Genomic DNA, 16037 nt, shown 5'->3' with positions numbered 1-16037 from the left:
CGATGAGCGGCCGTCAGCTCGCCACCCTGTTCTGCTGCATGTTCATCATCGGTTCGGCTGAAGTGGCGGCCGGACCGATGATGGCTTTGATGGGCCGCCATTTCGGCGTGGCCTCCAGCGCCATCGCCTATCTGCCCGCCGCCTATGGCCTGTGCTACGGCGCCTTCGCCCTGGTGGCCGGACCGCTGTCCGACCGCTTCGGCCGCAAACGGCCGCTACAGTGGGGCCTGCTCGGTTTCACCCTGTTTTGCGCCTTGATGCCGGCCGCGCCCACCCTGACCGCGGCCATCGCGCTGTCCGCGCTGAGCGGGTTGTGTGCGGCGGTGATACAGCCCAATGCGCTGGCGCTGGTGGCGGATCTGGCGCCGCGCGAGCAATTGGGCAAGCGGCTGGGCCAGGTCTTCATCGGCCTGATGCTGGCCTTCGTGCTGACGCCGGCGCTGAGCGGCCGGCTGGCCGACACCGCCGGCTGGCAGGCCAGCTATTACGCGCTGGCCGGCTGCGGCCTGCTGGCCTGGGTCGCGGTATGGCGCGGCTTTGCCTCCGGCGGCGGTCACGCCGCCGCGGACGACGGCTTCCTGGCCACGCTGGCCGGCGCCTGGAACACCCCCGGCGCGCGCCGGCGGCTGAGCGCCAGCTATCTGTGGCTGGGCTGGGTGGCCGGCTTCGGCGCGGTGGTGGCGGAAGTCGCCGCGCGCAAGCTGGCGCTGAGCTCCACCGCCGGAGGCCTGCTCGCCGGCGGCTTCGGCCTGGTGATCATGCTGGGCAATCTGTGCGGCGTGCCGCTGCAGCGGCGCTGGGGCGAGGCCGCGCTGCCGGCGATGGCGCTGTGCGGCGCTCTGGGCATCCTGGCTTTTCTGCTGCCCTTCACCGCGCTGTGGCAGCTAGCGCTGGCCGGCTGTCTGTGGGCCTTCGGCTACGGCTGCGCCGGGCCCTTGCACCACGCCCGCCTCAGCATTCTGTCCGAGCGTTACCGCGGCACCCTCAACTCTTATCACGCCAGCCTGCTGAACCTGGGCATTTTCTCGGCATCCTTCCTGCTGGGCTTGAGCAGCGAGCCGCGGCCCATCGCCTGGTTCTGCGCCGCCGCCGGCCTGCTGACGCTGAGCGGCGCCGCGCTGCTGCTGCCTTTTGGCGCCGGCATGGGGCTGGCGCGCGCCGGCAAGGCCTGAGAACCGTTCAAAGTCTGCTGCGCTTCAGCGATACGGCATTGAAAACAGCTCAAAATGCTCATGTACCACGTGTACATTCCGCTTTTTCACTCGTTTTCGCCTAGTCACGCCCTTGCTCGCGAGACTTTGAACAAGCTCTGAAGCTGTTTACGATCTGCCGTGCTGCGACGGCGGCTATCGGTGGCATTGGAAAATCCAATGTCGCCACCGCCTTGCAATCCACGCCCTCAGCCGCGACATGACAAATACACAATGAAATGCCATTAGGATTGGTCGCGCCATTCCCGCCCTAGCATGCCAACACGGCGCGGGACGCGGCGGTTCCGATGGCGCCAAGGAGAAACCATGATTGCGATTCGAGAACTGGACCACATCGTGCTGCGGGTAGCGGACTTGCCGGCCATGGAGCGTTTCTACCGCGAGGTGCTGGGCTGTCCGGTGGAGCGCCGACGCGAGGACCTGGGTCTGCTGCAACTGCGCGCCGGCCGCAGCCTGCTGGACCTGGTGCCGGTGGACGGCCCGCTGGGCCGCGCCGGCGGCCGCGCGCCGGGCACCGAGGGGCGCAACCTGGATCACTTCTGCTTCCGGGTGGAGCCCTTCGACGAGGCGGCGATCCGCGCCCACCTGGCGCGCCACGGTGTCGCCGCCGGCGTCACCGAGCAGCGCTACGGCGCCGAGGGCGACGGCCCATCCCTCTATCTGCAAGACCCGGAAGGCAATGTGATAGAGCTCAAGGGCGCGCCAAGCGGCGAGCCGTCAAAATAATACGAGTAATGACTTTTTAATTTGAACATAAATACTCTAGACATTGCCGACTCGCTGAATTGGCTAATTGCGCGACGCCTTGATTCAAGCGATGTCTCCAGCGTTATTCAAACAATCGTTTGGAGTAAATACCGAAATTAAATGGCATTAAAGTGGTATTAAATATCATCAATGACAACTTGCCCGCTTCCGGCCAGCTCCCTGCGCGCAAAAAAGCCCCTGCGACGATAAGCGTCCAGGGGCTCTTGCTTGGAGCAAGCTGCTCTAGGGTTTCTTGCGGGCCAATATCCCCGCCGCCACCTTTTGCAGCTTGTCGGCATAGCCGGGATCGGTGGCGTAGCCACCCTGGGCCAGCCCTTGGGCGAAGGCCTGGGCATTGCTGCCCGCGCCCAGCGCGCCGCGGTAGCGCGGATTGCCGGCCAGCAGTTGCGCGTAGTCGGCGAAGGCATCCTGCAGGCCGGAATAGGCGCGGAAGCTCTCGGTGCGCTTCACATCGCGGCCGTCCAGGTGCTCGGTGGTCAGCGCGCGGCTGACTTCACCCTGCCAGCCCTTGCCGGCCTTGATGCCGAACAGATTGTGGTTGCTGCCGCCATCGGCGCGGGTCAGCGGATGCTGGCCCCAGCCGGACTCCAGCGCCGCGTGCGCGGCCACCAGCTCCGGCGCCACGCCCAGCTTGGCCGCGGCCTGCTGGGCATAAGGGGCGATGCTGTCGAGGAAGGCCTGCTGATCGGCGCCGTAGGGCATGCTGCCTCCCAACGTTGCATCGTTGACGCGCTGGCGCGCCCAAGCGCCTTCCGGCGACAAGCTGGCCCAGTTGTCCGAGCCGTTCTCGATGAAGTCGCGCACCTCGCTTTGCAGCTGGCCGCTCCATTGATCGGCGAAACGTTCGCCGCCCTGCCCCTGGCCCATCGCCGGCAGCGCGATCGCGTCGATGTCGAAGTCCGCGCCGGCGCGCGCCTCATTGCGCACAGTAAACATCGCTGTCTCCATTCAGCACGCGGTTCATCAGTTCCTGCTGCTGTTGCAGCAGCTGGCCGTTGCGCAGGTTCAGGGTCTGGCACTGGCGGATTTGCGCCACCAGCGCGTCCCAGCGCTGGCGGCAGGCCGGCTCGACGGCGACCGGCAGCAGTTTGAGCACCGCGTCCATGGAGGCGGCGCGGCCGTCGCCCAGCAAACGGCCAGCCAGTTGCAGGCGCTGGTCGCGGCTGGCTTGCAGCGTGTCGCACTGGCCGACGATATCATCGCCCAATTGCTTCAGGGTTTCAGTCTGGTGCGCCAGCGCGGCGGAGAATTGCTGTTCCAGCAATTGCTCCAGCTGGCGGTAGCCTTGCAGATCCTGCTGCACGGTGGCCAGCAGTTGTTTGAAGGCTTGCTCGCGGTTCATTCAGCGGCTCCGGTGATATTGCTCCACCAAGTCGGCCAGCCGCGCGGCGTCGAAACGCACTTCGCCGCGCGCCAGGGCGGCGCGCACTTCTTCCACCCGCTTGAGATCGATGTCCGGCAGCGCGCGCAATTCCGCCACCGCTGGCGCCATGTCCTGGCTCGCGGCGGGCGTTGCCGCGGCGGCGGGCGCGCGCGTCGGGGTTTCCACCGCGGCGCCTTGGCCGCCAACGGCCAGTTCGCGGCGTTGCGACGAGGTCGAGTTGATTTGCATAGTTTGGGAATCCGTCTTGTGTTGGCTGTGCGCTGCGAGCGGGCACGCGGCCCGCTCTCAACCTTTCAAGGCGACAGTCTGAAAAAAAACTTAAAAATTTACCGGTAACATTTTCAGAACGACGATGCGGCGGTTTTCCAGACGGATATAGCGGCCGAATACCAGTTCCTTCAGGATGCGCGCCACCATCTCGCGGGAAGAGCCGATCTGGTCGGCGATTTCCTGCTGGGTCAGTTGCTTTTTCAGCACCATTTCGTCACCGTCCTGGTCTTCCAGCATCTGGTTGATCAGGATGCGCACGCGACCGTACACGTCCATCAGCGCCAGGTTCTTGGCCTTGGTGGACATGCGGCGCACCACTTGCACCAAGTGGCACATGATGCGGGTGCGCGCTTCCGGGCTGTGCGGCAGGCCGTCCTCGGTATCGAACAGGCGCATCAGGCGCTCGCGGCTGAAGGCCAGCAGGTGGCTGTCTTCGTCCGCCGCGCAGTTGGAGCTGCGTTCGCCGCTGTCGATGAAGCCGACCATGCCGATCAGCTCTCCCGGCGTGCAGATTTGCAGAATGTATTTCTTGCTGAGGCCATCCGAAACAAAGGTTTGCATGCTGCCGCTGGCCAGCAGATAGACCTCGCTGGCGTTGTCGCCCTCGCTGTACAGCGTTTCGCCCTTGCTCAGGCGGCGGCTGTCGGCCAGTTCCAGCGCTTTGTCCAGTTTGTCGTTGTCCAGGTGCCCGAACAGATGAGTGCCCTTTAACAAGGCTTTGATATTGTGGTTTTCATTCATGACCACGTCGTCCCCGATAGTCTTGCGATTGAATCGACTTTCCCGCAGATGTTTGCCGCCTTTTGGCGTCTTTTTTTGTCAACATCATCCGAGTCTTTCGCTCGAATTTTTATTAATCAGGTGCGGATTATAATATTAGCGGTTAACAAAAGTGTGAAAAAACACACATAAAAAAAGCCTGAAACGAATCAGGCTTTTGTTTTGAACCCAAAAAAATAAAAGTTCAGCGGGGAGTTAGGCCATCTTTCAGCGCGCTATTCAGATCGGATTGCTGTAGTGGCGAACTTACAACAGTGGTCTCGCGATTCCCGCTCTGTCCGGGCGTGCCGAACATCGCCACCACCGCCTGCGCCTGCTTGCTGGTCAGCACCAACAGCTCGATGCGGCGGTTATAAGCGGCCAGCGGATGCGCGGCGTCCAGTGGCGCGCGGTCGGCCATGCCCACCACTTGCAGGATGCCGGCCGCGTTCATGCCGCCTTCCAGCAGATGCAGCCGCGCCGCCATCGCGCGATTGCTGGACAAGCCCCAGTTCGAAAACGAACCGAAGCCGGCGGTGCGGTATTGCGCGGCGTCCGTGTGTCCGACAATCAGCAATTGATTGTCGATGTGGCCGAACATATCGCCCATATCGTGCAGCAAGCGCTTGAAGCGCGGATCGACGATGGCGCTGCCGCGCTCGAACATGCCTTGATTGTCGGTATCGTGCAGCATCACCCGCAAACCGTAGGGCGTGATCACGGTTTGCAGATTGCTGGCCAGGCCGGCGTCGCGGCTCATCTTGGCCAGCATGCCGGCCAGCTTTTCCAGGTCCGCCACGCTGTCCAGGTTGCGCGGCGCCTTGCCATCGGCCGCCTGCTTGGCCACCTTGTTGCTGTCTTGCAGCAAGGAGTCGGCCTTGGTAGTGGTGGTGGGCTGGCCCGGAATCGGATCGCGCGGAATCAGGCTGCCCGGCGGCGTGCCGCTATGCTCTATGCTGCGCGTGCCGCCGGCCTTCAAGGGGCTGCCGCCGCCGGCGGTCAGCAATTGCTGCAGGTTTTCCTGGTCGCGGGCGGCCAGCACCCACAGCACCAGGAACAAGCACATCAGCGCCAGCACGAAGTCGGCGAACGCCACTTTCCAGGCGCCGCCGTGTCCTTCGGAATCCTGGCGGCGCGACACCTTCTTGATCACCGCGGCTTCATGCTCGCGATTATTCTTGTTCGCCATGCCCGCCATCCGCTTAGTTCACGCCTTCCAGCGTGTTGATCCAGGTTTCCAGCTGCGAGAAGCTGGGTTTGGTGTTCAGTTGCACCAGGCGGCGCCCGGCGTCGATGGCCAGCAGCGGCGGCTTGCCGGATACGTGGGTGGTCAGCACCACTTTCACCGATTCGTAGTTGGACAGCTCCTGCTTGACCAGCTGGTGCATCATATTGGACAGCGGGTCCAGCACGCCGTAGCAGAAGAAAATACCGATGAAGGTACCCACCATGGCGGCGGCCACTTTCTCGCTGATCTCGCCGGCGGTGGCGCCCTGGCTGACGCTGTTCATCGCCATCACGATGCCCAGCACCGCGGCCAGGATGCCGAAGCCCGGCATCGCCTCGGCGATCTTGTGCAGCGATTTGGACGGCTGGTTCAGTTCTTCGTGGATGGCGTCCAGTTCCTGGTCCAGCACGCCCTCCAGTTCATGGGCGCTGATCTTGCCCATCGCCATCAAACGGAAGTTGTCGACGATGAAGGCCAGCAGCTTGGGTTCTTCCAGCACCAGCGGGTAGCGGTTGAACAGCGCGCTCTGGCGCGGCGCTTCCACGTGTTCGTCCAAGGCCTTCAGGCCCTGGCTGGCGGTGATCAGGAGTTCGTACATCAGCAACAGCAGCTGGCGCTGGAACTCCGCGTCGTATTTCTTGCGCATGCCAACGCGCTTGATCTGGCCGCCCATTTCCGTGAGCACGTGCTGGGGATTGCCCAGCACGATGGCGCCGACGGCGGCGCCGCAGATGATCAGCAGCTCCACCGGCTGCCAGATCACCGACAGGATGCCGCCATGCAGCATGAAGCCGCCAAAGACACAAACCAGCACGATCAGAATGCCGAATAATTGCTGCATGTTTTCTTTCCTCGGACTCAGGCCGCTTGTAGGCAGGCCTGCATTTTTTTCAGGGCGCTCTTGTTGATCTGGCAGACGCGCGCTTCGGTCAGTGCCAGCACCGCCGCGATCTCCTTGAGGCTCAGTTCAAATTCGTAATACAGCTGGATCACTTGCTGCTCGCGCGGGTTAAGCGCTTGCAGCGCCACCGTCAGCGCGCTCTTCAGCGCCAGCCGCTGCTCGGGATTGTCCTCGCTCGCCGGCTCCATGCCGGCGGCCATCAATTCGTCGAAGCTGGCCAGCGCCTCGGCGTTGTCGGCCAGCAGCGCTTCCTGGTAGGCCTCGGCGCTGAGGCCGAGCAACTGCATCGCCTCGGCTTCGCTGGGCTCGCGCCCCAGCTTGCGGCTGAGCAGGCGCAGGCCGTCGCGCACGCGGTGCGCCTCCTGGCGCACCGAGCGCGGCCGCCAGTCCAGCCGGCGCAATTCGTCGAGGATGGCGCCGCGGATGCGCAAAATGGCGAATCCGGCGAACTTGTCGTCCGGCTCGCCGTAGCGGCGCAGGCTTTCCAGCAAGGCCATCAGCCCTACCTGCTCCATGTCTTCGCGGTCGAACACGCCGCCGGCCTGGGACGACAGCTGGCGCGCCACCCGCTTGACCAGGTGGGCATACTGGCGCAGCGCCTCGGCCTCGCCGCCGGCGCTGGCCGGGGCCTCGGCGTAACTGGCGTACATGAGGCTTACTCTATGATCAATTTGCTGACCATCACTTCGCTGAACGGCGCGTCGCGGCGCTCGCGCAGGAAGCCGCCGGCATAGGCCTTGGCCAGCAGCCGCTGGTAATCGTCTATGCTCATCGCCAGCGCCTTGTCCGCCGGCAGTTCCGACAGCGCGCGCACGGCGATGCTCTTCAGGAAGGGCAGTTGGGCCTTGACTTCGGCTTCCTGCTTTTCGCTGCTGCGGAACACCAGGTCCACCGCCATGAAGCGGGTGGCGGATTCCCCGCCGCGCAACATCACGATCACCTTGTCCATGCTGACGAAGCGCGAGTCCGGCGCTACCGGCTTGGGCGCCGCTTCCGCCTGCGGCGCATGCGAACTCAGCCACCACCAGGCGCCGCCGCCGGCGGCCAGCGCCACCACGATGGCCACAATCAAAATCACTACGATGTTTCGGTTCATTCTCGTGCTTTCGCCGCTCAGCCCTGGCCCAGCCAGAAGCCTTGTCCATCACCCTGCCCCGCTTCCGCCAGCGCGCGCCCGGGCGCGCGTTGCGGCTGCTGTTGCCCCTGGCGCTCCTGACGCTGCTGGCCGCCCTGTCCCGGCGCGCCTTCGCGCACTTCCACCGCCACCTGGGTGTATTGGCGGTTGGACAGGTCCTGGCGCAGCGAATCGCCTATGGCCTGCAACTGGCGCACCACTTCGCCATGCGAGGCGGTCAGTTGCACTTGCAGCGCGCCGGCTTCGTGGCGAATGGAGATTTCCAGCGAGCCCAGCGACGGCGGGTCCAGACGGATCAGCGCGCGGTCCATGCCGTGGCTGCTTTGCACTTGCAGGCGTTCGCCCAGCGCGGCGCTGAGCTTGTCGCCCCAGCTGGCCGGCTGCTGCACCGGCAGTTTGATCGGCGCCCATTCCGGCAGCGGCGCGCCGGCCTTGTCCGTTTGCTGCGGCGCGATGGCGGCCAGCGCCGGCGCTGCGGGCAGCGCGGGAGTCGGCGGCTCGCGGCCGGCCTGGGCCTCGCCGGCCGCGGTCGGCTTGGCCGGCAGCGGTGTCAGGGTGTTGAGCGCGGCGGACAAGGCGTCCGCCGGCAGTTCCGCCTCGACGTTCTGCCGCGGCGCGGCCGTGATGGCGCGCGCGGCCGCTTCCACGCCGGGCTGGGCCGACGCGGCGGCCTGCGGCGCCAAGGCCACCGGCTGCGGCATTGCCGGCATCAGCGGCAGCGGCTGCGCGGCCAGCGCGCCAGGCTGCGGCGCCGGCGTTCCGGCCTTGGCCTCGTCGCCCGCGGGGAGGTCGCTATCGCCGTCCGTCGCCGGCGCGGCATCCTGCCCATCCGTCAGGCTGGCCAGCAAGGCGCTGGCGAAATCGCCGCCGGATGGCTGCGCCGCGTTCAGGTCCAGCAACGGGTCCGCCGGCGCGGCGTCGGCCGGCGCGGGAGCGCCGCCGGCGAGAAGATTGAGAGGCAAAGATACATTCATGCTTGATTCCAGTCGCTGACTTCGGCGTAAGCGATTTGCGCGTCGCGCTGATGACTCAGCGCGGCGATTTTTTCTTGTAGTTCCGCGGAGTCTGCGCGGCAGACTTCCAGCGCGTCGCGGTAGGCGGCGCGCAGGGCGGCGCGCGCGGCGGCGTCAAAGGACTGGGGCTGGGTGCGCAATAGCTCGGCCAGCAATTGGTCCAGCGCGGCCAGGCGTTCCCAGTCGCGCTCGGCGCAGGCGCGGCGGATGGCGGCTTCCAGCGCTGCCGGCTCAGGCGGCTTCATGCTGGTCCCGCACGCCTATCCAGCCGCCCTTGAGCTTGATCAGCAGTTGTTCGGCCTCGTCCAGCGCCGCCACGTCGAGATTGACGCTGGCGTGGTAGAGCCGGTAGGCGCAGTAGTCGTAAAGCCGCGCCAAATTAGTAACCACCTCACCGCCGGAATCGAAGTCCAGCGCGCTGGACAGGCCGTTGAGGATGTTGATGCACTTGCTGATGCTCTCGCCCTTTTGCTCATAGCGCTGGTTTTCCAGATGGCCGCGCGCGCGCGCCATTTCTTCCAGCAGGCCGTCGAACAGCACCAGCACCAATTGCACCGGCGAGGCGGCGTGGGTCTGCGCTTCCAGATTGACCGCGTGATAGCTGCGGTAGGCGTCGTATTCCACGTTGTCGTGCTCCTGTTCTAATCAATAGGCGGGAGGTCGTCCCTCCCGCCGAATTTTGTGCGGCCAAGCAAATCCGGCGACGGAATCAGAAGGACAGCATGCCCATGGTTTTCTGCATGTCTTCCTGCATCTTCTGCAACTGGGTGAATTGCGTCAGATAGCGCTTGTAGCTCTGGTCGTACTGGGCCTTCAGCCGCACCTGGCGGCTGTCCAGGTCTTTCTGGATGCGCGCCTCGGAATCCTTGCGCAGCTTGAGCAGACCGCTGCTGCCGTTCAGCCATTTGTCCAGGTAGTCGCTGCTTTGCTTGACCACGCCGTTCTTGTTGTCGCCGTTGACGAAACGATCCAGCGCGTCCGGCTTGTCCTTCAGCGTTTCGTTCAGCTTCTTGCTGTCCAGGCTCAAGCTGCCGTCGCGGTTGGCCTTGATGCCCAGCTGGTTCAGGGTGATGCCGTCGTATGACTGGCGCAGCAGGCTGTTGATGCCGTCTTTCAGGCTGCGGATGCCGGAGTCGCTGGCGAAGGGGCCGCCGGCCTTGCCTTCCTTGCCCGGCGCGGACAGATCGGTGATCGCGCTGGCCAGCTTGTTGTAGCTGTCGACAAAGCCTTGCACATTGCTGACGGTGTCGGCCTCGTTGCGCGCGACATTGAGCTGCAGCGGAGTGTCGCCGGTCTTCATCGCCTTGCTGATGGTGAGGTTGACGCCGTCTATGCTTTCAAAGGTGTTGGACGCCTGCTTCATCTGCACGCCGGTGTCCTTATTGCCCAGCCAGACGATGGCGTCCTGGCCCTTGGTCAGTTCCTTGGGGCTGGCGAGGCCGCTTTTGAGGCCGGCGTCGCTGACCTGGCTCAGGTCCAGCGAGATGGCGCCGCTCTCGCCGGTCTTGCCGGAGGACATCACCAGCTGGCTGGTGCCGCCGTTGTTCAGCACCATGGCGTTGACCTTGCCGCTGTTGCCGCTGGCGCGGTTGATCGCCAGCGCCAGTTCCGACGGCGACAGATTGCCGTCGCCGTCGCGGTCGGCGCCGTTGAGGTCCACTTCGAAACTGTCGCTGCCCTGGCGGATGGTGATCTTGTCGCCGGCCTGGGCCTTGGCGCCGGACAGGCTGCCGAAGGACAGCTGGTGCGCGGTGGCCACTTGTTCGATGAACAGCGAGTAGTTGCCGGGCTGGGCATTGCCCTTGGCGCTGACGCTGGCGAAGCCTTCCTGGCTGATGCTGGCGTTCATCGCCACCAGGCTTTTCTTGGTGGTGATGCCGGACAAGGCGCTGCGATAGTCTTGCAAGGCTTTTTGCAGCTTGCTCAACGCGTCGCCGCGCGCCTGCGCCGCCTTGCTCTGGGTGTCCAGCTGGTTCTGGGCGTCTTGCAGATACAGGCTGGCGGCGTTCTGGGCCAGCGCCGAGGGCGGAGTCTTGCTGAAATCGATAGCCATTTGAAATCCTTTCGCTGTGCGCGGGCCGGAGCGGCGGCCGGGCGGGAAGATGGACAGTAGTTACTGTTCAGGGCGACCGCCGCCGGGCCTTTCTTGAGCCCTCGTGAATAATCACGCTCCGCGCAGCCAGGCTTGCCCGGCCAATTCGTCGGTTTGTTTCTGTTCTTTCTTCAGCCGCAGACGCAGCAGGCTTTCCGCCGCCTGGTCGCGCACCTGGACCATCACTTCGCGGCGCAGGCTGGCTTGCAGCAGCGCGCGCTGGCTGACCGCGGCGTCGGCCTCGGCCAGTTGCAGATCCTGCTGCTGCGAGGCCATCAGGCCCAGCAGCGCGCCCTTGTAGTCGGCGCAGTTGCGCGCCAGCGCCGGGTGGCCGGCGTCGGCGCTGGCGCCGCTCTGGCCGCACAGCTCGCCCATGCGCAGGATGTTGCGGCGGTAGCGCTCCTGCAGCTGGCGCTTGTGCTCCACCTCGCTTTGCAGGCGGTCCACGTCCTGTTGCCGCAATTGGACCATCAGGCCCAGGCGGCGCACGTCTTCGGGCTGGCTCATGTCGCTAGCATCTCCATCAAACCGTTGCGGCTGTCTTCATAGCTCGCGGCCTCGACCGCGCCCTGGCGCAAAAAGGCTTCCAGCCTGGGCATCAGCCGCACCGCGCGGTCGGTGTCGGCGTCGGCGCCGGCCACATAGCCGCCCAGCGGGATCAGGCTGCGCACTTCCTGATAACGGGACCAGGCGCCGCGCGCGCCGCGCGCCGCCTCGGCGTGCTCCGCCGCGGTCAGCTGGCTCATGCAGCGGCTGACCGAGCGTCCGATGTCTATCGCCGGATAATGACCGCGCTCGGCCAGTTCCCGCGACAGCACGATGTGGCCGTCCAGGATGGCGCGCGCGGTGTCCACCACCGGGTCTTGCTGGTCATCGCCCTCGGCCAGCACCGTGTAAATGGCGCTCATGCTGCCGGCGCCGCCCTCGCCATTGCCGGCGCTCTCCGCCAGCGAGGGCAACAGGCCGAACACCGACGGCGGATAGCCGCGGGTGGCCGGCGGCTCGCCCAGCGCCAGCGCCACTTCGCGCTGCGCCATCGCGTAACGGGTCAGCGAATCCACCAGCAGCAGCACATTGCGGCCCTGATCGCGGAAATGGGCGGCGATGGTGTGGGTCAGTTCAGTGGCTTTCAAGCGCATCAGCGGCGATTCGTCCGCCGGCGCCACCACCAGCACCGCCTTGGCCAGGCCCTCGGCGCCCAGCGAGTGTTCGACGAATTCGCGCACTTCGCGGCCGCGCTCGCCGATCAGGCCCACCACCACCACATCGGCCTCGGTATGGCGGGTAATCATGCCCAGCAACACGCTCTTGCCGACGCCGGAACCGGCGAACAGGCCGACGCGCTGGCCGCGGCCTATGGTGAGCAGGCTGTTGATCGCGCGCACGCCCACGTCCAGCGGCGCGGACACCGGCTGTTTTTTCAGCGGATTGACTTGCGGCGGATGCGCGGCCAGCGGCTGTTCGCCGCCGAGGCGGCCCAGCCCGTCCAGCGGCTCGCCCAGGCCGTTGACGATGCGGCCGAGCCAGGACGGCCCTATCATCAGGCCGCCGCTGTCCGCGGCGGGCAGCACCCGCGCGCCGGTGCTCAAGCCCACCGGCTTCTTGAACGGCATCAGGTAGGAGACTTCGCGCTTGAAACCCACCACCTGGGCTTGCAGCCAGCCGCCGCCGGTGGTTTCGATCACGCAGCGCTGGCCGGTTTCCAGCGGACAGCCGACGCTTTCCAGCAGCAGGCCGGATGCGCCCACCAGGCGGCCGCTGACGGTGGCCACCGGCACCTCGGGCAGTTCCAGTCGTCCCAGCGCCTGACGCAGCATGGCTTAAGCCTCCGCCTGTTCCGCCGCCGGCGTGGCGGCGTCACTTTGCAATTGTTCGCGCACCGTGGCGATGCAGGCCTCCAGCCGCTGCTGACAGCCGGCGTCGGCCTCGGATTCCGGTGTGCGGATCCGGCATTCGCCGTGCGGCAGCTGCGGGTCCGCCACCAGGCGCCAGCGCGCGGCGCGCTCCGGCGCCAGCTCTCGAATACGCTGGCATTCCTCGGCGTTGAGCAGGATTTCCACTTCGTCCTGCTGGTATTGGACTGGCGGCAAGGCGGCCAGGGTTTCGTCCACCAGGTCCAGGATCTGCACCGGCTTGAGCGCCAGTTCGCAGCGGATCACCTGGCGCGCCACCTTGGCCACCAGCTCCACCACTTCGTCGCGCATCGCCGCCTGGTATTCCTCGCTGACGCGGCGCAGCTCGGCCAGCGCCGCTTCCAGCGGGCGGCCGAGGTCGGCCAGGCCGGCCTGGGCGTCGCGGCGCGCCGCCGCCAGCCCTTCCTGGCGGCCCTGCTCCAGGCCCGCGGCATAACCGGCGTCGCGGCCGGCGGCTTCGCCGCTGGCCAGGCCCTCGTTGTAACCGGCATCCATGCCCTGGCGGAAGCCGTCGGCGGCGGAAGCCTGGATCTGGGCGGCGTCCTGGCCGTCCAGCGGCTGTTCCAGCGCGCTGTGGATCAGCGGCGGAAAGCGGAAGGGGCGCCAGGCCTTCACTCGACCACTTCCTCGGGGAATAGCTGCAGATCGATTTCGCCGGCCTGGGCCAGCTGTTTGACCTGGGCCATGATGTCGGCGCGCACTTCTTCCACGCGGCTGAGCGGCACCGGTCCGGAGCGGCGCATCATCGCGTCGAAGTTCTGCGCCTGACGGCGCGGCATGGTCTGGACGATGGCTTCTCGCACCGCCGGCTCGGCGCCCTTGAGCGCGATCGCCCATTGTTCCAGCGCGATGTCTTCGCTGATGCGCATCAGCACCGCTTCGGTCTGGCGCGACAGGATGAAGAAGTCGTACATGCGGGTTTCGATTTCTTCGACGATGTCCGGGTCGTGGGCGCGCAGCAGCTCCATCATGCGCTGGCGGTCGCCCGGCAGCCGGTTGATGATGTCGGCGGTCTGCTGCATGCCTTCCACCGCGGTGCTCTGGGTGTGCAGGCTTTCCAGGCAGCGGTTGACCAGCTCTTCCAGTTCTTCCAGCAGCTCGCGGTCCACGTCCTTGAGCCGGGCCACATTGACCAGCACGCTGTCGCGGCTGTCCGCCGGCAGCGCGTCCACCACCTGGCCGGCCAGCGCCGGCGGCAGGAAGGCGAGGAACACCGCCTGCATGCGCACGTGCTCGCCGGCGATGCGGTCCGCCAGCCATTGCGGCGACACCCATTGCAGCCGCGCCATCTTGGGACGGATGGCGTCACCGTAAATGGTGTCCAGCACGCTATTGGCGATGTCGCTGCCCAGCGCCAGGTCCAGCGAGCGCTTGAGGAAGGCGCGGCTGGCGCCGTGCACCCCGCTCTGCTCGCGGTATTCGTCGAAGAATTTCTGTATCGTGGTCTTGACCGCGTCCACCTTGATGCCGCTCATGCCGGACATCGCCTGGGTCACTTGCAGCAGTTCCTCGCGACTCAGGCAGCGCAGCACGGCGGCGGCCGGCTCCTCGCCCATGCACAGCAAGAGCACGGCGGCCTGTTCTATCGTGTTCATCGCCTCGGCGGCGGGCGCGGCGGCGGCGGCGGCCGGCGTCATCGCCGGCGCTAGCGCGTTATTGGTTTCGTCCATTCTTCTGCACCCATTGTTTGACGACTTCGGCGACGCGTTCCGGCTCTTTGGCGGCCAGGCCCTTCAGGTGGTCGACCAGAACGTCGACGCTGGAGCCGGCCGGCGGCAGATCGTAGTTTTCCAGCAGCGGCACCACCGGGCTGGCGCCGGCCGCGGCGGCCAGCGCCGCCGGCTGCGGCGCGGCGGACAGCTGCGCCTGGCGCGCGGCGCGCAGATCGGCGCCGTCCATCAGCGGATCGGGCTTGAGTTCCAGCGCTTCCGGCTGCTGGTATTCGCGCAGCTGGCGGTCGGTGAGCTGGCGCAGCATCTTCAGCAGCGGGCGCGCCAGCAGCAGGTAGGCCAGCAGCAGGCCGAAGGCGTAGACGGTCCAGCGCGCGGCTTCGAACCAGGTGTCTTGCTGCATCCAGATCGGCTCCGGCTCGGACAGCGCGGAGAAGTTGAGCGTGGACACCGCCAGGGTGTCGCCGCGTTCGGCGTGGATGCCCAGGCCGTTGCGCAGCACCTTGTCGACATTGGCCAGCTCGGCCGGCTTCCAGCCGCCCTTGCTCGGCGCGGCGGACTGGTTCAGCACCACGGCCACGCTCAGGCGGCGCAGCGTGCCGCGCGCTTTCTTGATCTGGGTGACGCTGCGGTCGTAGGCGTATTGGCGAGTGACTGCGTTCTTGCTGTTGCCGGCCTTTTCCGAGGCCGCGCCGGAAGCGTCGGTGTTGATCGGTCGGTTGCTCAAGGAACCGGGCACGCCCAGCGCCATTTTCTCGGTGGAGGTTTCCTCGCGCGAGGCCTCGTTGGTGACCTTGGGCGCCTCGCCGTATTTCTCGCGGGTTTCCTCTACGCGGTCGTTGTCGACGTCGGCGGTGACACTGACCTTGAAATTGTCCTTGCCCAGCACCGGGGTCAGCAGATCGCGCACGTTTTGCAGCGCTTCCTCGCGGAAGCGGCGCGCGGCGTCGCTCTCATTGCCGCCCAGCATGCCGTCGTCGCTCAGATCGACGCGCGAGGACAGCAGATTGCCGGCCTGGTCCACCAGGGTGACCTGGGACGGCGACAGCGTGGACACGCTGCCAGCCACCAGCTTGATCACCGCGGCCACTTGCTCGTTGTTCAGCTGCTGGCCGGGCTTGAGGGTGACCACCACCGAGGCCGAACCCTTGTCGTTGGCGGCGCCGACAAAGGACGTGGCGCGCGGCAGCGACAGATGCACCCGCGCGGCGGACACCGGGTCCAAGGCCAGGATGCTTTGCACCAGCTCGCCTTCCAGGCCGCGGCGGAAGCGCACGTCCTGCACGAACTGGCTGACGCCCAATGGGTCGTTCTTGTCCAGCAGCTCCAGGCCGGACGGCAGCTGCGCCACCACGCCCTTCGCCGCCAACTGCATGCGCACGCGGCCCAGCTGGCTGTCCGGCACCAGCACCTGGCCGGTTTGCGGATGGATGCGATAGGGGATTTTCTCGGCGTCCAGCACCGCCATCATGTCGGCGGCCACCACTTTTTCCTGGGCGCCGAACACCGGCTTGTAGCTGGCGTCGTCGCGCCACAGCCACAGGCTGATCAGCACGGTGACGCCTATGGCCAGCGCGACGATGGGCAGCGCCAGGCGCAGGGATTGTCCGGAAACCGGCCAGCGGCCGCCCAGACGGGTTTGCACGGCCGCGACGCCGCTGCGTAAACGATTCAACACGGGCATGGTCCTCGC

19 protein-coding genes are annotated in these 16037 nt (G+C 66.2%); 2 read left to right on the top strand and 17 right to left on the bottom strand.

Annotated features, from left to right (window positions below; all coding sequences use genetic code 11):
* Positions 1 to 2 precede the first annotated feature (2 nt).
* Both VI26_RS00780 and VI26_RS00775 read left to right on the top strand, forming a co-directional pair.
* Entirely contained in the window at positions 3 to 1172 is a 1170-nt protein-coding gene (locus VI26_RS00780) for an MFS transporter (protein ID WP_048407829.1), read from the top strand.
* 345 nt (positions 1173 to 1517) lie between these two features.
* Positions 1518 to 1937 carry a VOC family protein gene (locus VI26_RS00775; protein WP_048407828.1) on the top strand — a complete coding sequence of 140 codons (420 nt, stop codon included), beginning with the start codon at positions 1518 to 1520 and terminating at the stop codon, positions 1935 to 1937.
* Between the two features lie 264 nt (positions 1938 to 2201).
* On the opposite strand, the gene VI26_RS00770 is transcribed toward VI26_RS00775, so the two are convergent.
* The 17 genes from VI26_RS00770 to fliF form a co-directional block, all read right to left on the bottom strand.
* Positions 2202 to 2915, bottom strand: a complete 714-nt coding sequence (locus VI26_RS00770) for a glucosaminidase domain-containing protein (protein WP_048407827.1) — start codon at positions 2913 to 2915, stop codon at positions 2202 to 2204.
* Positions 2896 to 3321, bottom strand: a complete 426-nt coding sequence (gene flgN / locus VI26_RS00765; RefSeq protein ID WP_048407826.1) for a flagellar export chaperone FlgN — start codon at positions 3319 to 3321, stop codon at positions 2896 to 2898. The genes VI26_RS00770 and flgN overlap by 20 nt, the downstream gene beginning before the upstream one ends.
* Entirely contained in the window at positions 3322 to 3591 is a 270-nt protein-coding gene (gene flgM / locus VI26_RS00760) for a flagellar biosynthesis anti-sigma factor FlgM (RefSeq protein WP_048407825.1), read from the bottom strand.
* A 90-nt stretch (positions 3592 to 3681) separates the two neighbouring features.
* Positions 3682 to 4374, bottom strand: coding sequence for a Crp/Fnr family transcriptional regulator (locus VI26_RS00755; protein WP_048407824.1), 693 nt, complete (start codon positions 4372 to 4374; stop codon positions 3682 to 3684).
* Between the two features lie 223 nt (positions 4375 to 4597).
* Positions 4598 to 5581 carry a flagellar motor protein MotB gene (locus tag VI26_RS00750; RefSeq protein ID WP_048407919.1) on the bottom strand — a complete coding sequence of 328 codons (984 nt, stop codon included), beginning with the start codon at positions 5579 to 5581 and terminating at the stop codon, positions 4598 to 4600.
* A 13-nt stretch (positions 5582 to 5594) separates the two neighbouring features.
* Positions 5595 to 6461 (bottom strand): flagellar motor stator protein MotA, encoded by an 867-nt coding sequence (gene motA / locus VI26_RS00745; protein ID WP_048407823.1) that lies wholly within the window; start codon positions 6459 to 6461, stop codon positions 5595 to 5597.
* Between the two features lie 17 nt (positions 6462 to 6478).
* A complete protein-coding gene (locus tag VI26_RS00740) occupies positions 6479 to 7171 on the bottom strand; it encodes an RNA polymerase sigma factor FliA (protein ID WP_048407822.1) in 693 nt (230 codons plus the stop codon).
* Positions 7172 to 7176: 5 nt separating this feature from the next.
* Positions 7177 to 7617 carry a flagellar basal body-associated protein FliL gene (gene fliL / locus VI26_RS00735; RefSeq protein ID WP_048407821.1) on the bottom strand — a complete coding sequence of 147 codons (441 nt, stop codon included), beginning with the start codon at positions 7615 to 7617 and terminating at the stop codon, positions 7177 to 7179.
* 17 nt (positions 7618 to 7634) lie between these two features.
* Positions 7635 to 8630, bottom strand: coding sequence for a flagellar hook-length control protein FliK (locus VI26_RS24765; RefSeq protein ID WP_053074155.1), 996 nt, complete (start codon positions 8628 to 8630; stop codon positions 7635 to 7637).
* Positions 8627 to 8914 carry a hypothetical protein gene (locus VI26_RS00725; protein ID WP_048407820.1) on the bottom strand — a complete coding sequence of 96 codons (288 nt, stop codon included), beginning with the start codon at positions 8912 to 8914 and terminating at the stop codon, positions 8627 to 8629. Before VI26_RS00725 ends, VI26_RS24765 begins: the two co-directional genes overlap by 4 nt.
* Positions 8901 to 9293, bottom strand: coding sequence for a flagellar export chaperone FliS (gene fliS, locus VI26_RS00720; RefSeq protein ID WP_048407819.1), 393 nt, complete (start codon positions 9291 to 9293; stop codon positions 8901 to 8903). The genes VI26_RS00725 and fliS overlap by 14 nt, the downstream gene beginning before the upstream one ends.
* A gap of 85 nt (positions 9294 to 9378) precedes the next feature.
* A complete protein-coding gene (gene fliD / locus VI26_RS00715) occupies positions 9379 to 10722 on the bottom strand; it encodes a flagellar filament capping protein FliD (RefSeq protein WP_048407818.1) in 1344 nt (447 codons plus the stop codon).
* A gap of 111 nt (positions 10723 to 10833) precedes the next feature.
* Positions 10834 to 11268 (bottom strand): flagellar export protein FliJ, encoded by a 435-nt coding sequence (gene fliJ, locus VI26_RS00710; RefSeq protein ID WP_048407817.1) that lies wholly within the window; start codon positions 11266 to 11268, stop codon positions 10834 to 10836.
* A complete protein-coding gene (gene fliI / locus VI26_RS00705) occupies positions 11265 to 12578 on the bottom strand; it encodes a flagellar protein export ATPase FliI (RefSeq protein ID WP_048407816.1) in 1314 nt (437 codons plus the stop codon). Before fliI ends, fliJ begins: the two co-directional genes overlap by 4 nt.
* Positions 12579 to 12581: 3 nt before the next feature.
* Entirely contained in the window at positions 12582 to 13289 is a 708-nt protein-coding gene (fliH, locus tag VI26_RS00700) for a flagellar assembly protein FliH (protein WP_048407815.1), read from the bottom strand.
* Positions 13286 to 14344, bottom strand: a complete 1059-nt coding sequence (locus VI26_RS00695; protein ID WP_082150806.1) for a flagellar motor switch protein FliG — start codon at positions 14342 to 14344, stop codon at positions 13286 to 13288. The genes fliH and VI26_RS00695 overlap by 4 nt, the downstream gene beginning before the upstream one ends.
* On the bottom strand, positions 14328 to 16022 hold the full coding sequence (gene fliF / locus VI26_RS00690; protein ID WP_369799172.1) for a flagellar basal-body MS-ring/collar protein FliF: 1695 nt from the start codon (positions 16020 to 16022) through the stop codon (positions 14328 to 14330). The genes VI26_RS00695 and fliF overlap by 17 nt, the downstream gene beginning before the upstream one ends.
* Positions 16023 to 16037: the final 15 nt, after the last annotated feature.

Source organism: Chromobacterium sp. LK1, assembly GCF_001043555.1.
Taxonomy (GTDB): Bacteria; Pseudomonadota; Gammaproteobacteria; order Burkholderiales; family Chromobacteriaceae; genus Chromobacterium; species Chromobacterium aquaticum.
This window is presented reverse-complemented; position numbering and strand designations above follow the sequence as displayed.

Bases quoted from the DNA above. Each gene is read 5' to 3' on its own strand.
- VI26_RS00780 (WP_048407829.1), top strand. From the start codon at position 3: ATGAGCGGCCGTCAGCTCGCCACCCTGTTCTGCTGCATGTTCATCATC.
- VI26_RS00775 (WP_048407828.1), top strand. From the start codon at position 1,518: ATGATTGCGATTCGAGAACTGGACCACATCGTGCTGCGGGTAGCGGAC.
- VI26_RS00770 (WP_048407827.1), bottom strand. From the start codon at position 2,915: ATGTTTACTGTGCGCAATGAGGCGCGCGCCGGCGCGGACTTCGACATC.
- flgN (WP_048407826.1), bottom strand. From the start codon at position 3,321: ATGAACCGCGAGCAAGCCTTCAAACAACTGCTGGCCACCGTGCAGCAG.
- flgM (WP_048407825.1), bottom strand. From the start codon at position 3,591: ATGCAAATCAACTCGACCTCGTCGCAACGCCGCGAACTGGCCGTTGGC.
- VI26_RS00755 (WP_048407824.1), bottom strand. From the start codon at position 4,374: ATGAATGAAAACCACAATATCAAAGCCTTGTTAAAGGGCACTCATCTG.
- VI26_RS00750 (WP_048407919.1), bottom strand. From the start codon at position 5,581: ATGGCGAACAAGAATAATCGCGAGCATGAAGCCGCGGTGATCAAGAAG.
- motA (WP_048407823.1), bottom strand. From the start codon at position 6,461: ATGCAGCAATTATTCGGCATTCTGATCGTGCTGGTTTGTGTCTTTGGC.
- VI26_RS00740 (WP_048407822.1), bottom strand. From the start codon at position 7,171: ATGTACGCCAGTTACGCCGAGGCCCCGGCCAGCGCCGGCGGCGAGGCC.
- fliL (WP_048407821.1), bottom strand. From the start codon at position 7,617: ATGAACCGAAACATCGTAGTGATTTTGATTGTGGCCATCGTGGTGGCG.
- VI26_RS24765 (WP_053074155.1), bottom strand. From the start codon at position 8,630: ATGAATGTATCTTTGCCTCTCAATCTTCTCGCCGGCGGCGCTCCCGCG.
- VI26_RS00725 (WP_048407820.1), bottom strand. From the start codon at position 8,914: ATGAAGCCGCCTGAGCCGGCAGCGCTGGAAGCCGCCATCCGCCGCGCC.
- fliD (WP_048407818.1), bottom strand. From the start codon at position 10,722: ATGGCTATCGATTTCAGCAAGACTCCGCCCTCGGCGCTGGCCCAGAAC.
- fliJ (WP_048407817.1), bottom strand. From the start codon at position 11,268: ATGAGCCAGCCCGAAGACGTGCGCCGCCTGGGCCTGATGGTCCAATTG.
- fliI (WP_048407816.1), bottom strand. From the start codon at position 12,578: ATGCTGCGTCAGGCGCTGGGACGACTGGAACTGCCCGAGGTGCCGGTG.
- VI26_RS00695 (WP_082150806.1), bottom strand. From the start codon at position 14,344: ATGGACGAAACCAATAACGCGCTAGCGCCGGCGATGACGCCGGCCGCC.